Here is a 13,411-nt window from a genome sequence, read left to right as displayed (position 1 = left end):
TCGAACGGACGGAACAATGGCGACAATTTCGATCCTGGATGCGATCTTTCCCGGCTGGGAGGAGCTGGCAAAGAAGGCCATCCGCCGCCGGAACGCGCCAAAGAAAAATGCCCGGCGCGAAGCGCCGGGCATCACTGATGTCAAACCTGCCTGAGCGGCTTATTTCGGGAACCAGGAATACTTCCCGTCGTCCTTCTTCTTCCACTCGTACATGATGTAGCCCGGCAGCTTGGGGTCGCCCTTGGCATCATAGGCGAGATCGCCCAGAACCGTGGGGAACGGGCCGTTCTCATGCATCGCCTTGGCAACGGCCTGCGGGTCGTTGGTCTTGGCGGCGGCGGCCGCCTCGGCGACAACCTGCACGGCGGCATAGGCGTAGAGCGTGTAGGCTTCCGGCTCGAAGCCCTGCGCGCGGAACTTCTCGACGAGTTCCTTGTTGGCCGGGATCAGCCGTGGGTCGGGCCCGAACGTGTTGAGCGTGCCGGCGACGGCGTCGCCCGCGATCGCGGCGAGTTCGTCCGTCACGATGCCGTCACCCGACATCATCGGTGCCTTGAGGCCCTGGTCCGCGGACTGGCGGATGATCAGGCCGGCTTCGGTGTGCAGGCCGCCCCAATAGATCAGGGTGACGCCGGCTTCCTTCATCTTGGCGATGAGCGCCGAGAAGTCCTTGTCGCCGACATTGACGCCTTCATACATCACTTCCTTGACGCCAGCGGCGTTCATCGCCTTCTTGGTTTCATCGGCGAGGCCCTGGCCGTAAGGGGTCTTGTCGTGCACGATAGCGACTTTGGCATCCTTGAAATTCGCGGCGATGTAGGCGCCGGCGATGCTGCCTTGCTGGTCGTCGCGTCCGCAGGTGCGGAACACGTTCCACAGACCGCGCTCGGTGAACTTCGGGTTGGTCGCGGCCGGCGTGATTTCAACGATATTGTTTTCGGCGTAGACTTCCGAGGCCGGGATCGACACGCCCGAGTTGAAGTGACCGATCACGAACTTGACGCCGTCGCCGACGAACTTGTTGGCGACCGAGATTCCCTGCTTCGGATCCGAGACGTCGTCGCCGACTTCGAGCTTGATCTGCTCGCCGTTGATGCCGCCCTTGGCGTTGATCGCGGCGACAGCGGCCTCTGCGCCCTTCTGCAACTGCGCGCCGAAGGCCGCGTTCGGACCGGTGATCGGACCGGCGACGCCGAACATTACATCAGCCCACGCGTTGCCGCCGAACGCGACCAGCGCGGTCAGGGCGACGGCGGACAATAGTGACTTTTTCATTGAAACGCTCCCATTAACGGAGTGGGCGTGAATGAAGCTTTCATGCGATGCCCACCCTTATCGCAGAAAGCATAGTTTGCCGATTTTCAGGCACTTGTCACGCCGATTCATCCCTGAAGCGGCGTTAATGATGAACCTCAACCTTTCGGTTTCCAGCTCAAGATAGAAGCTCTTTCGTAGAGCCAATTATATTGTGTCACCATCTGGTTGGTTCGTGTGTATTGATAGCCGATGAAGCCCAGTATCATCAGCACGATGGTGTCGACGATATAGTAATGCAGCGAGAACATGGTGCCGTCGAACAGCGCGTGATGGATGAAGCGGATGCCGATGCCGAGGCCCAGCAGGTAGGCGCACAGCTGGATGAAGCTGCGCCATGTCTGGGCGCTGGCCTTGCCCGTCATCCAGGCCGCCCAGCCGCCGAGCAGGCAGGTGACGAAGAAGAACTGCCAGATCGACGGTTCCTCGTAGAGAATGCCTTGCATGGTGGAGACTCCTGAACTCAGTGGTGGCCGCCTTCGAGATAGGCGGCGCGCACTTCGGGATTGGCGAGCAGTTCCTTGCCGGTGCCGCTCATCGTCACATTGCCGTTGACCATGACATAGCCGCGGTTGGCGAGCTTGAGCGCGCCGAACGCGTTCTGCTCGACCAGGAACACCGTCAGCCCCTGGGTGCGGTTCAATTCGCGGATGGCATCGAAGATCTGCTTGACGATCAGCGGCGCCAGCCCGAGCGACGGCTCGTCGAGCAAAAGCAGCTTCGGCCGCGCCATCAGCGCGCGCCCGATCGACAGCATCTGCTGCTCGCCGCCCGACAGCGTGCCGCCGCGCTGGGCGATGCGCTCCTTGAGCCGCGGAAACAACGTGAACACCTTCTCGACGTCCTCGGCATAGTGCTTGAGGTTGTCGAGGCTGGCGCCCATCTGCAGGTTTTCCATCACCGTCATGCGCGGGAAGATGCGCCGTCCTTCCGGCGACTGGGCGATGCGCAGGCGCGCGATCTCGTGCGTCGGCAACTGGGTGATGTCGGTGCCGGCGAAGGTGATGCTTCCCGTGCGGGCGCGTGGAGCCCCGAAGATGGTCATCATCAGCGTCGACTTGCCGGCGCCATTGGCGCCGATCAGCGCCACGATCTCGCCCTGCTTGACGGTGACGTCGACGCCGTTCAGCGCCCGGATGTTGCCGTAATAGGTCTGCACACCTTTGATATCGAGCAGTGTCGTACCGGCCATTACTTGCCTCCTCCGCGCTTGCCGGTCGCAGGCTTGGCGGCGGCTGTTTTTCCGGAAGCCGCGCCGGCGCTCTTAGCCGACGCATGGCTGGTCGCCACCTTGCCCGCATCGACGCGGCGCGAGAATTCCGTGTCCTTGCCCTGCCCGAGCAGCCTGGCCTGCTTGACCCACTCCTCGCGCTCTATGCGCCCGTCAAAGGCGAGATAGGCTTCGGCGGCCTCGACGTCGGCCTTCTTCCAGGCGCCGATCTGGTCGAAGTGGAAGATGCCGTGATCGTTGAGCTTCTTCTCGTTGACCTTACCGATGCCCTTGATGCGGGTCAGGTTGTCGGCCTTGCCGCCACGCGGAGCAGCGAGACGGTTCGAAACGCCCTCGGCCTTTGCCGTGGGTGCCTTGGCGGCCGGCTTCTTTGCTGCCGCTTTCGCGAGCGGCTTGGCGGCCGGAGCCGGCTTTGTCGCCCGTTCAGCTTTAGCCACAACGGCTTTGCTCGCCACGGTCACGGTACGCGCGTCGATCTGCGCAGCCTTCGAGGCGCCTTTCGACACGGTGACGCGCTCGCCCTCGCTGTGGCTGACCGTGTCACTCACCGGTCCGGCCAGATACGACGCCGAGGTGCCCGGGCCATGCGCGGCATCGGGACCGGCATCGAGCTGTTCGATGACGTCCTCGTCGCCGACTTCGGTCAGCACGGTCTCGACCTCCTCGTCATCGACGCCGAGATAGGCGGCGATGACGCGCGGATCGGTGCGCACCGACTGCGGATTGCCGTCGGAGATCTTGCGGCCATATTCCAGAACCACGACATGGTCGGAAATCTGCATGACCACCGACATGTCATGCTCGATCAAAAGGATCGAGGCCCCTGAGGTGTTCTTGATGTCCATCAGCAGCTCGTTGAGGGCGGCCGATTCCTTCGGGTTGAGGCCGGCCGCCGGCTCGTCGAGGCACAGAAGCTCCGGACCGGTGCACATGGCGCGCGCGATCTCGAGGCGCCGCTGCGCACCATAGGGCAGGTCGCCGGCCGGATCGTCGGCCCGATCGACGAGGTCTGCTTTCTCCAGCCAATGCCTTGCGAGCTCGATCGACTCGGCCGAAGCCTGGCGGTAGCTCGGGAAACCGAACAGGCCAAGCACCGTATAGCCCGAAGCCTTCATCAGCTTGTTGTGCTGAGCGACGAGGAGGTTTTCCAGCAGCGTCATGCCCGAGAACAGGCGGATGTTCTGGAAGGTGCGCGCCACCTTGGCGCGCGCCGGGATCTCGTGGTTGGGCAATCGTTCCAGGAGATAGCTCGAGCCATCGGCACGGTTGAGCGTGATCATGCCTTCCGATGGCTTGTAGAAGCCGGTGATGCAGTTGAACACGGTGGTCTTGCCGGCGCCGTTGGGGCCGATCAGCGCCGTGATCTCGCCGCGCTTGGCGGTGAAGGACAGGTCGCCGATGGCGACCAGGCCGCCGAACTTCATCGACAGGTGATCGACCTGCAGGATGGCGGCGTTCATTTGTGTGTTCGCATCCATCAGCCGTGGCCCTCCTTGGTGAAGGAGCCTGAGACCGCTTTTCGCTCCTTCAGGAAGGCCGTCGGTTCCCTGCTGCCGACAAAGCCGCGTGGCTTCCACAGCATGACGATCACCATGGCCATGCCGAACAGAAGCATGCGGTAGAGTTCCGGTGTGAAATCAGGCCCGAAGACCTGCTTGAGGAAGTCGAGTTCGCGCAACGCCTCGGTGCCGCCGATCATCACCATCGCGGCAACCGCGATGCCGACCAGCGAGCCCATGCCGCCCAGAACGACGATGGCCAGGATGATCGCCGATTCCAGGAAGACGAAGGATTCCGGACTGACGAAGCCTTGCCGCGCGGCGAAGAACGAGCCGGCGAAACCGCCGAACATGGCACCGGTGGCGAAGGCGGTCAGCTTGGTTGTGGTGGTGTTGATGCCGAGCGAGCGGCAGGCGATCTCGTCCTCACGCAAGGCTTCCCAAGCACGACCGACCGGCAGACGGCGCAGCCTGATGGTGACGAAGGCGGTAAGCAGGCACAGGCCCAGGATCAGATAGTAGAGGAAAATCTTGTAATAGGCGCTCGAGGTCGCGAGATGCAGAACCTTGGCAATGTAATTGGGGTCCGACACATTGAAGGTCATCAGGCCGAAGAAGGAAACCTTGGGAATGCCGGAGATACCGGCCGAGCCGTTGGTCACCTCGCGCCAGTTGATCAGCACCAGCCGGATGATCTCGCCGAAGGCGAGCGTCACGATCGCCAGATAATCGCCGCGCAGGCGCAGCACGGGGAAGCCGAGCAGCACCCCCCAAAGGGCGGCCATGCAGCCCGCGGCCGGCAGCAGGATCCAGAACGACAGGCCGTAATGCGTGGCAAGAAGCGCATAGGCATAGGCGCCAAGTGCATAAAAAGCGACGTAGCCGAGGTCGAGCAGGCCGGCCAGCCCAACGACGATGTTCAATCCCCAGGCCAGCATCACATAGATCAGGATCTGGATGCCGAAATTGTCGACCCATTTCAGCGAGCCCTGCAGCCCTCCAGCAATCGACCAGGCGTTCAGCGACAGCACCGCGACCACGAGGATCGGGTACAGCACCAACGCTGTGATGCCCAATTTGGTGAAGTTGGCATGAATGAAGGCGCGGAAGTAGTAGATCACGCAACCCAGCACATAGATGACCGCCAGGGCGCGCAGGAATTGGAGATAGCCGGCCGGTTCTGCTCCCACCCATCCGGCGAGAGAGCTGCCCAACACGAACAGCAGCACGGCCGCGACGACAGCCAGGATGAACGCCGGCAACTGAAAGAACCGTGACCCCACGCTGGCCGGTAACAGACCGGTGGCGACGTCGGCGATCTTCTGGTTGGCCATGAAGGGCTGGCCGTAGGCGACATAGAGGAAACGCCCGACGGCCGTGGCGATCACCACGGCGGTGAGCAAGCCCCAGCGCTGAGTCAGGACCAGTTCATTGGACATGTTCTGACCGGTTTTCAGCCCGATGAACAGCACGAACAGGCCAAGCGCGATGGCGCCGGCATAGAACGCTTCCCGAAGGGCGCGCTGCATGGGGCTGGCGACGGTGTCGCGCTCACGAGATACGGTCACGGCCATGGTCTCAAACCTTTTCGACTTCAGGCCGGCCCAATATGCCGGAAGGCAGGAAGATCAGCACGATAGCCAGGATCGAGAACGCCGCGACGTCCTTGTAGTCGATCGAGAAATAGGCCGACCACATGCTCTCGATGAAGCCGATCAGGAGCCCACCGAGCACGGCGCCGGGAAGCGAGCCGATGCCGCCAAGCACCGCCGCCGTGAATGCCTTTACCCCCGGCACAAAACCGTCGGAGAAGGCCACCACGCCATAGTACATCAGGAACAGCGTGCCGGCGACGGCGGCAAGTGCAGCACCCATGATGAAGGTGATGGAGATGGTGCGGTCGACATCGATGCCGAGCAATGCCGCCATCTTGCGGTCCTGCTCGCAGGCGCGCTGCGCCCGGCCAAGCGAGGTCTTGTTGACCAGGTACCAGAACAACACCAGCAAAAGGGCGGTGACGATGACGATGATGATCTGCTTCAGCGACACGCTGACGCCGTCGATGTTGTAGACCTTCGACACCATCGGCGGGATCGGCTTGTTGCGGGGACCCTGCGTGACCTGGACGAAATTGGACAGCGCGATCGACATGCCGATGGCGGTGATCAGCGGGGCCAGCCGGAACGACCCGCGCAGCGGCCGGTAGGCCACCTTCTCGATCGTCCAATTGTAGAGGCTGGTGAGCAGCATCGCCACGATCATCATGACCAGCAGCGCGATGACCACGGGCACCGAATAGAACAGCGCGCCGAGGATGAGGAAGACGATCAGCGCGGTGAAGGCGCCCACCATGAAAATGTCGCCATGGGCGAAATTGATCATGCCGATGATGCCGTAGACCATCGTGTAGCCGATCGCGATCAGCCCATAGATCGATCCCAGCGTCAGCCCGTTGATAAGCTGCTGGACAAAGTACTGCATGTGTACATGGCTCCCCTGGAATGTCGCCCATGCAGACGCATTCCTTTTCGTATTTCCCCTAGTCGTAAAGTTTCGAGCCCGGATTGCAACGTGATTTTTCGATCGCCATGCGCGTTTCCAATGCACGCCATTTCGACTGCCCGTTTTTTTGCACCCGGCCTCTGGACTATCGCGGACCCTATCATTGGCATAACGCAATGTCTTTGACGATTCAGCCCTATCATGCGCGCCGTTTCGAAGAAATCGCCGTCAAAATAAGTTAATGAAGGGATTCCTTGCGCTGCTGACGGCATTCCTTCTTGCGCCTTCATGCATTCCGTTGCGTGATCGCCTATTTGACCACGAACCCATGCGCGAACGGATCGCGGTCGTCGATGAAGATCGTGTTCAGTCCGGTCATGCGCGCCCAGCCGCCGATCGAGGGGATGATCGCCGGCTTGCCCGCCACGGTGACCTCCTTTTCGACCTTGCCCTTGAACAGCGAACCGATGATCGATTCATGCACGAAGGCGTCGCCCGCCTTGAGCTTGCCCTTGGCATGGCGCTGCGCCATCCGCGCCGAGGTACCGGTGCCGCAAGGTGAGCGGTCGATCGCCTTGTCGCCATAGAAGACGGCGTTGCGGGCGTCGGCCCCTTCCACCGTCGGCTTGCCGGTCCACAGCATGTGCGACAGCCTGTTGATGCCGGGATTCTCCGGATGCACGAAGGCATATTTCTCGTTCAGCCGCTGCCGCACCACCGGGCTCCAGGCAATGAGGTCGCCGGCGGAATGGTCGGCCACGTCGCGATAATTCGCCTGCGGCTCGACGATGGCATAGAAATTGCCGCCATAGGCGACATCGACGGTGATCTCGCCGAGCCCGGGACATTCGACCGTCAGCCCTTCGGCATAAAGGAACGAGGGCACGTTGGTGATGCGCACCTCCTCGACATATTCGCCGACCTGCTTGTATTCGGCGATGACCAGGCCGGCCGGCGTGTCGAGCCTTAGCACACCTGGCGTCCTTGGCTTGATCAGCCCGTGCTCGATCGCCATCGTGACCGTGCCGATGGTGCCGTGGCCGCACATCGGCAGGCAGCCCGAGGTTTCGATGAACAGGATGGCGATGTCGCAATCCTCGCGCGTCGGTGGGTAGAGAATCGACCCGGACATCACGTCGTGGCCGCGCGGCTCGAACATCAGGCCGGTGCGGATCCAGTCATACTCGGCAAGGAAATGCGCGCGCCGTTCCATCATTGTCGAACCCTGCAGCAGAGGGCCGCCGCCGGCGACCAGCCGCACCGGATTGCCGCAAGTGTGGCCGTCGATACAGAAGAAGGATTTCTTGGCCATGTCGCTCCTCGAAAATCAAAACCGTTGCGGGCTGAAGGGGGCCAGATCAACGGACGGAGTCTGCCCCAGGACGAACTCGCGGATCAACCGTCCGGTCGCCGCAGCCTGGGTCAGGCCGAGATGACCGTGACCGAAAGCATACACCACCGACCGGGCGCCCGGCGCATTGCCGATGACTGGCACCGAATCCGGCAGCGAGGGGCGGAAGCCCATCCATTCGCGCCCGCCCGACGGATCGAGCCCCGGCAGGAATTGCTGCGCCTTCTGCAAAAGCGCTTTCGACCTACTGAAGTTGGGCGGCCGCTCGATGCCGCCGAGTTCGACGGCACCGCCCACGCGCAGGCCCGTGTCGAGCGGCGTGATGACGAAACCATGGCCGGAGAAGATCAGCTGCCGCTTCACGTCGAAGGCGCCATTCGGCAATGTCGTGTTGTAGCCGCGCTCGGTCTCCAGCGGAATGCGATCGCCGAGCTGCCGCGCCAGAAGATGTGACCAGGCGCCGGCGGCGACAACGAGCCGCCTGGCGCGCCTGATGGTTCCGTCGGCCAGCGTCAGTGCCGCGCCGTCCTGATCCGCCGCGATCCGGTCGATGCGGGCCGTTTCAAAGCGGGCGCCCTTGGCCTCGGCATAGGCCCATACTGCCTTGCCGAGCAGTTTCGGATCGGCGACCGTCTTCCAGCCCGGCACGAACGTGCCCTTGACGAAGCGCGGCGACAGTCCCGGCTGCAGAGCCGCCAGCCCCTCGCCGTCGACATGGCGGAAGCCGATGCCGAAGCGTTCGCGCGCCGCCCAGCCCGGCAGCGCGGCGCGGAACTCGGCTTCGCTTTCGTAGAGTTCCAGCGAACCATCCTCGCGCAGCATCGGCCGCGTGCCGGAACGATCGAGCAGACCCATCCACTCCGCTTCTGCAAGCCTCATCATGCCGGCCTGGGTGGCGAGACTGGCCTCGTATTTCGCCGGTGCGCCGGCGCGCCAGAACCGGAACAGCCAGGGCAGGAGTTTCGGCAGGTAGGCGGGCGGGATGCTGAGCGGGCCGAGCGGATCGGCCAGCCATTTCGGCAACTGGCGGATCATGCCCTTGTGGGCCAGCGGCAACACGTCGGAGAAGGCGAAGGCGGCGGCATTGCCGGAACTGGTCTCTTCGCAGATGCCGGTGCGGTCGAAGACCGTGACATCCAGCCCCGCCTCGGCAAGGAAGGCGGCCGCGCAGATGCCGATGATGCCGCCGCCGACGATGGCGATGTCCTCCCCTTCTCCCCGTTCACGGGGAGAAGGGGCCCGAAGGGCGGATGAGGGGCGGCGCCCTGCTTCTGTCGACTTGGAATTTCCGGCCACGTGGGGCGCTGCTCCTTATCTGGCTGCCGCCATCTTCCCCCATGAGAAGGAAGAAGAACTTACCCTCAAAATTTCGGCAGTGTCGGCCGTACCGCCAGTGCATCCTTGACGATCTTCTCGACCGCCTTGCGGCGCTCGCCAGACAGCGGCTGGCGCGGCATCCGGACACGGTCGTTGGTCTGGATGGTGAAGACTTCGGCGAGCTTGATGTTCTGCACCAGATAGGTCGAGACATCGAGGTCGAGCAGCGGCCGGAACCAGCGGTAGATGGAGAGCGCCTCCTCGCGGCGGCCCTGCTTCATCAGTTGGTAGATGGCGACGGTTTCGCGCGGGAAGGCGGTGACCAGGCCGGCCACCCAGCCGATGGCGCCGACCGACAACGCCTCGAAGGCGAGATTGTCGACGCCGGTGAACAGGTCGTAACGCCTGCCCAGGCGGTTGATGATCTCGGTCGACCGGCGGATGTCGTCGGAGGATTCCTTGATGGCCACGAAGCGCGTGTCCGACGCCAGCTCCTCCATCTGGTCGACGGTGACGTCGACACGGTAGGCGAGCCGGTTGGAGTAGATCATCACCGGCAGGTCGCCGGCCTCGGCGACGGCACGCAGGGCCGCGACCGTCTCTTCCGCATTCGTGTGGTAGATCGGGCTCGGCACCACCATCAGGCCATTGGCGCCTTCCCTGGCGGCACGCTTGGCGATGCTGGCCGCCTCGCGGGTGCCAGCCTCGTTGACCGTCAGCAGCACCGGCTTTTTGCCCGCGACTTTCTGTGCGGTCTTCAGCACCTCGATCTTTTCGTCATGCGACAGCATCGGCCCTTCGCCGAGCGAACCGCAGACGATGATGCCGTCGCAGCCGGCCTCGATCTGCAGGTTGAAGCAGCGTTCCATTTCGGCATGGTCAAGGCGATCGTCGGCGGTGAATTTGGTCGTGACGGCAGGGAAAACTCCGGTCCACATGATCATTTCTCCATCTGATATATCAGAGGTATATCTGTTGAGAAAGCCGCTGTCAATGCGGAATTCGTTATGATATATTTTAGATATATCAGGAGGCCGCCATTGATATCCATGGAAGCAGGCATGCCGTCCGAGCCGGCGGCGACCAAGGCCTACCGCGTGCTCGAGCATATGATCGTCACGTTGGAACTGGCGCCGGCGAGCTTTGTCACCGAGGGCGCCCTCATCGAAAAGCTGGCGCTCGGCCGCACGCCGGTGCGCGAGGCGATCCAGCGGCTGGCCTGGGAAGGGCTGCTGGACGTCAGGCCACGCGCCGGCATCGCCATTGCGCCGCTGCATCCGGGCGACTGGCTGCGCGTGCTCGACGCCCGGCGCGGCGTCGAGGTGGTGCTTGCCCGCTCGGCTGCCCGCTTCGTCACCCGCGAGGCCGCCGACCTGTTTCACGAGGCGGCCCTCGCCATGCAGAAGGCGGTCATCTCCGGCAATGTGCTTGCCTTCATCCAGGCCGACAAGGCGCTCGACGAGGCGCTGGCGCTGGCCGCCGACAATCCGTTCGCCGCACGGCTGGCCGCACCCTTGCAGACCCACAGCCGCCGCTTCTGGTTCCGCTACAAGGCCGATACCGGGCTGGCGGAATCCGCCGAGCACCATGTTGCCTTGATCCGCTCGATCCTCGACGGCGACGAGGAAGCCGCGGCCAAGGACGCCAAGAGGCTGATGGCGCTGCTGCGCGGCCATGCCGAGGTCGCCGCCACGCGTTGATCGGGCGGCTCAGATCCCGTGCGCCATCGCGGCCACGGTGAGGTTGTTCTCCCCGCCCTCGCCAGCCGCGGGGATGCAGCTTCGGCCTCACGTCGGATATCGGCATCGTCCAGGACCCGCTTGCCGAAACCTAAACCTCGACATTGGTGGCCTGTCCGACCACGCCGTAGCCAATCTGCTTTTCTTGAAAGGCCCGCGCCAGTCCCGCGACGACGTCGCTGTGGCCGCCGCAAACGAGTTGTGGGCCTTGCGGTGCGCTGGAAAGGGCTCGCCAGTCAAGCATGAGTCCTGCCGCGATAGTGGCAGTGACACACAGAACTTCGCTCAAGCGCCCGGCAGGGCTGCTTTCATTGTCGAACTGTCCCAGCCTTCGCCGACGGACAGAATGCAACTCTGGCCCTTGGTATCGGAGGCCAGTACGGTCCAACTGCCCTGTTCGGAAACAAAGACCTCCAGGATCACGCTTGGGTTGATCAGGCCACGCCCGGCTTGGCTCTCATGGAAATTGTCGCCGAGCGCCTTGACGATGTCGGCGCGCGCGGCGCATTGCCCGCCCGCTTCAGCCTGCACGACACCGGACATTGCCATGGCCGTGCAAAATATCGTTGCAATAAAACGTCGTTTCATCTGACACCTCCTTGCGCCAGACGAGAACCCCGGGTTGACACCGGCGCTGTCGGATTGCCTGCCCATCGCAGGAATACAGCAAAAGCCGTAGCCCGGCCGCTTTGTTCCATCACATTAGCGTTTAGACATATAGCGTGGCGTGAGAATCAAAAGGCCCGGGGTGCGCCCGGGCCTTTTGATCAATCATCGTCGGGATGACGACTCGGCACCGTCCCTTAGGCCGGCCCGCGCGTCCGCAGCCGAAGGCGAGGACGCGCAAGCAAGAAATCGTCCGGTCAGTTCATCGTCGGGATGACGAACTCGGCGCCGTCCTTGATGCCGGACGGCCAACGTGAGGTCACCGTCTTTGTCTTGGTGTAGAAGCGGAACGCATCCGGGCCGTGCTGGTTGAGATCTCCGAAGGACGATGCCTTCCAGCCACCGAACGTGTAATAGGCGATCGGCACCGGGATCGGCACGTTGACGCCGACCATGCCGACCTGGACACGGCTTGCAAAGTCGCGCGCGGCGTCGCCGTCGCGGGTGAAGATGGCAACGCCATTGCCCATCTCGTGGTCGTTGGCGAGGTTGATCGCATCCTCGTAACGCGGCGCGCGCACCACCGACAGCACCGGCCCGAAGATTTCTTCCTTGTAGATGCGCATGTCTGATGTGACATTGTCGAACAGGCAGCCACCCATGTAATAGCCGTCCTCGTAGCCCTGCATCTTGAAGCCGCGGCCATCGACGACAAGCTTGGCGCCTTCCTTGACGCCAATATCAACATAGCCCTTGACGCGCTCCAGTGCCTGGGCAGTCACCAGCGGGCCGAAATCGGCGGAAGAATCCGTCGATGGGCCGACCTTCAGGCTTTCGACGCGCGGCACCAGCTTTTCCATCAGCCGGTTGGCCGTGTCGTTGCCGACCGGGACGGCAACCGAGATCGCCATACAGCGCTCGCCCGCCGAACCGTAGCCGGCGCCGATCAGCGCATCGACGGTCTGGTCCATGTCGGCGTCGGGCATGATGATCATGTGGTTCTTGGCGCCGCCGAAGCACTGCACGCGCTTGCCGGCCGCGGTGCCACGCGAATAGATGTAATGCGCGATCGGCGTCGAACCGACAAAGCCGATGGCCTTGATGTCGGGATCGTCAAGGATGGCGTCGACCACATCCTTGTCGCCATTGACGACATTGAGGATGCCCGCCGGCAGGCCGGCCTCGATGAACAGTTCGGCAATGCGCATCGGCACGCCCGGATCGCGCTCGGAGGGCTTCAGGATGAAGGCGTTGCCGCAGGCGATGGCCGGCGCGATCTTCCACAGCGGGATCATCGCCGGGAAGTTGAACGGTGTGATGCCGGCCACGACGCCGAGCGGCTGGCGCATCGAATAGACGTCGATGCCGGGGCCGGCGCCATCGGTGAACTCGCCCTTCATCATATGCGGCGCGCCTATGCAGACCTCGACCACTTCGAGGCCGCGCTGGATGTCGCCCTTGGCGTCGGCAATGGTCTTGCCGTGCTCGCGCGCCAGGATGTCGGCCAGTTCCTCATAGTCGCGCTGGACCAGTTCGAGAAACTTCATCAGCACGCGCACGCGGCGCTGCGGGTTGGTGGCGGCCCACTTCGGCTGCGCCGCCTTGGCGTTCTCGACCGCGGCGCGCAGTTCCTGCGCCGAGGCCAGCGCAACCGTGCCGCGCACGGAGCCGTCCATCGGCTGCATGACGTCCTGCTTGCGACCGCTGGTGCCGGCGACGCGCTTGCCGCCGATGAAATGACCGTATTCGATCATGATTTCTCTCCCTGAGGTTGTGAATGCCGCATTGTCCGCCTTTGGCCGGCGGAAGGCAACGTGAGGGAGATCGCAACCGTTGTGCGCGGAATAGATAA

The 13,411-nt window shown here is 63.2% G+C and carries 14 protein-coding genes; 2 read left to right on the top strand and 12 right to left on the bottom strand.

Features of this window, described 5'->3' with window-relative positions:
• Positions 1–16 precede the first annotated feature (16 nt).
• A complete protein-coding gene (locus FJ548_RS29860) occupies positions 17–154 on the top strand; it encodes a hypothetical protein (RefSeq protein ID WP_181168815.1) in 138 nt (45 codons plus the stop codon).
• 5 nt (positions 155–159) lie between these two features.
• On the opposite strand, the gene FJ548_RS16560 is transcribed toward FJ548_RS29860, so the two are convergent.
• The 9 genes from FJ548_RS16560 to FJ548_RS16520 all read right to left on the bottom strand — a co-directional run bounded on the left by FJ548_RS16560 (position 160) and on the right by FJ548_RS16520 (position 10,152).
• Positions 160–1,275 (bottom strand): branched-chain amino acid ABC transporter substrate-binding protein, encoded by a 1,116-nt coding sequence (locus FJ548_RS16560; protein WP_140697459.1) that lies wholly within the window; start codon positions 1,273–1,275, stop codon positions 160–162.
• A gap of 137 nt (positions 1,276–1,412) precedes the next feature.
• Complete coding sequence (locus FJ548_RS16555) at positions 1,413–1,760, bottom strand: DUF6867 family protein (RefSeq protein WP_140778418.1); 348 nt, start codon at positions 1,758–1,760, stop codon at positions 1,413–1,415.
• A 17-nt stretch (positions 1,761–1,777) separates the two neighbouring features.
• Complete coding sequence (locus FJ548_RS16550; RefSeq protein ID WP_140608382.1) at positions 1,778–2,506, bottom strand: ABC transporter ATP-binding protein; 729 nt, start codon at positions 2,504–2,506, stop codon at positions 1,778–1,780.
• A complete protein-coding gene (locus FJ548_RS16545) occupies positions 2,506–4,023 on the bottom strand; it encodes an ATP-binding cassette domain-containing protein (RefSeq protein WP_140778417.1) in 1,518 nt (505 codons plus the stop codon). Before FJ548_RS16545 ends, FJ548_RS16550 begins: the two co-directional genes overlap by 1 nt.
• A complete protein-coding gene (gene livM / locus FJ548_RS16540; protein WP_140608386.1) occupies positions 4,023–5,618 on the bottom strand; it encodes a high-affinity branched-chain amino acid ABC transporter permease LivM in 1,596 nt (531 codons plus the stop codon). The genes FJ548_RS16545 and livM overlap by 1 nt, the downstream gene beginning before the upstream one ends.
• Before the next feature lie 4 nt (positions 5,619–5,622).
• Entirely contained in the window at positions 5,623–6,525 is a 903-nt protein-coding gene (locus FJ548_RS16535; protein WP_140608388.1) for a branched-chain amino acid ABC transporter permease LivH, read from the bottom strand.
• Between the two features lie 331 nt (positions 6,526–6,856).
• Entirely contained in the window at positions 6,857–7,858 is a 1,002-nt protein-coding gene (locus FJ548_RS16530) for a 4-hydroxyproline epimerase (RefSeq protein WP_140778416.1), read from the bottom strand.
• Between the two features lie 15 nt (positions 7,859–7,873).
• Positions 7,874–9,193: an FAD-binding oxidoreductase gene (locus FJ548_RS16525; protein ID WP_140778415.1), complete on the bottom strand. Its 1,320-nt coding sequence runs from the start codon at positions 9,191–9,193 to the stop codon at positions 7,874–7,876.
• A 65-nt stretch (positions 9,194–9,258) separates the two neighbouring features.
• Entirely contained in the window at positions 9,259–10,152 is an 894-nt protein-coding gene (locus FJ548_RS16520) for a dihydrodipicolinate synthase family protein (protein ID WP_140608395.1), read from the bottom strand.
• 69 nt (positions 10,153–10,221) lie between these two features.
• Between FJ548_RS16520 and FJ548_RS16515 the strand changes: the two genes are divergently transcribed.
• A complete protein-coding gene (locus tag FJ548_RS16515; RefSeq protein ID WP_181168814.1) occupies positions 10,222–10,914 on the top strand; it encodes a GntR family transcriptional regulator in 693 nt (230 codons plus the stop codon).
• Positions 10,915–11,044: 130 nt separating this feature from the next.
• Here the strand turns inward: FJ548_RS16515 and FJ548_RS30470 are convergent, their stop codons facing one another.
• From FJ548_RS30470 to FJ548_RS16500, 3 genes are all read right to left on the bottom strand, one after another.
• Complete coding sequence (locus FJ548_RS30470) at positions 11,045–11,197, bottom strand: hypothetical protein (protein WP_246678685.1); 153 nt, start codon at positions 11,195–11,197, stop codon at positions 11,045–11,047.
• A 41-nt stretch (positions 11,198–11,238) separates the two neighbouring features.
• The gene (locus FJ548_RS16505) at positions 11,239–11,541 is read right to left on the bottom strand and encodes a hypothetical protein (RefSeq protein ID WP_140608398.1); all 303 of its coding nucleotides are present in this window, start codon (positions 11,539–11,541) and stop codon (positions 11,239–11,241) included.
• 275 nt (positions 11,542–11,816) lie between these two features.
• Positions 11,817–13,313 carry a CoA-acylating methylmalonate-semialdehyde dehydrogenase gene (locus FJ548_RS16500; RefSeq protein ID WP_140778414.1) on the bottom strand — a complete coding sequence of 499 codons (1,497 nt, stop codon included), beginning with the start codon at positions 13,311–13,313 and terminating at the stop codon, positions 11,817–11,819.
• Between the last annotated feature and the right edge of the window lie 98 nt (positions 13,314–13,411).

The sequence above is a fragment of the Mesorhizobium sp. B2-4-17 genome (assembly GCF_006441275.1).
Lineage (GTDB): Bacteria > Pseudomonadota > Alphaproteobacteria > Rhizobiales > Rhizobiaceae > Mesorhizobium.
Note: the sequence above shows the minus strand (reverse complement) of the source record. Positions and strands in the feature narration are given on the sequence as shown.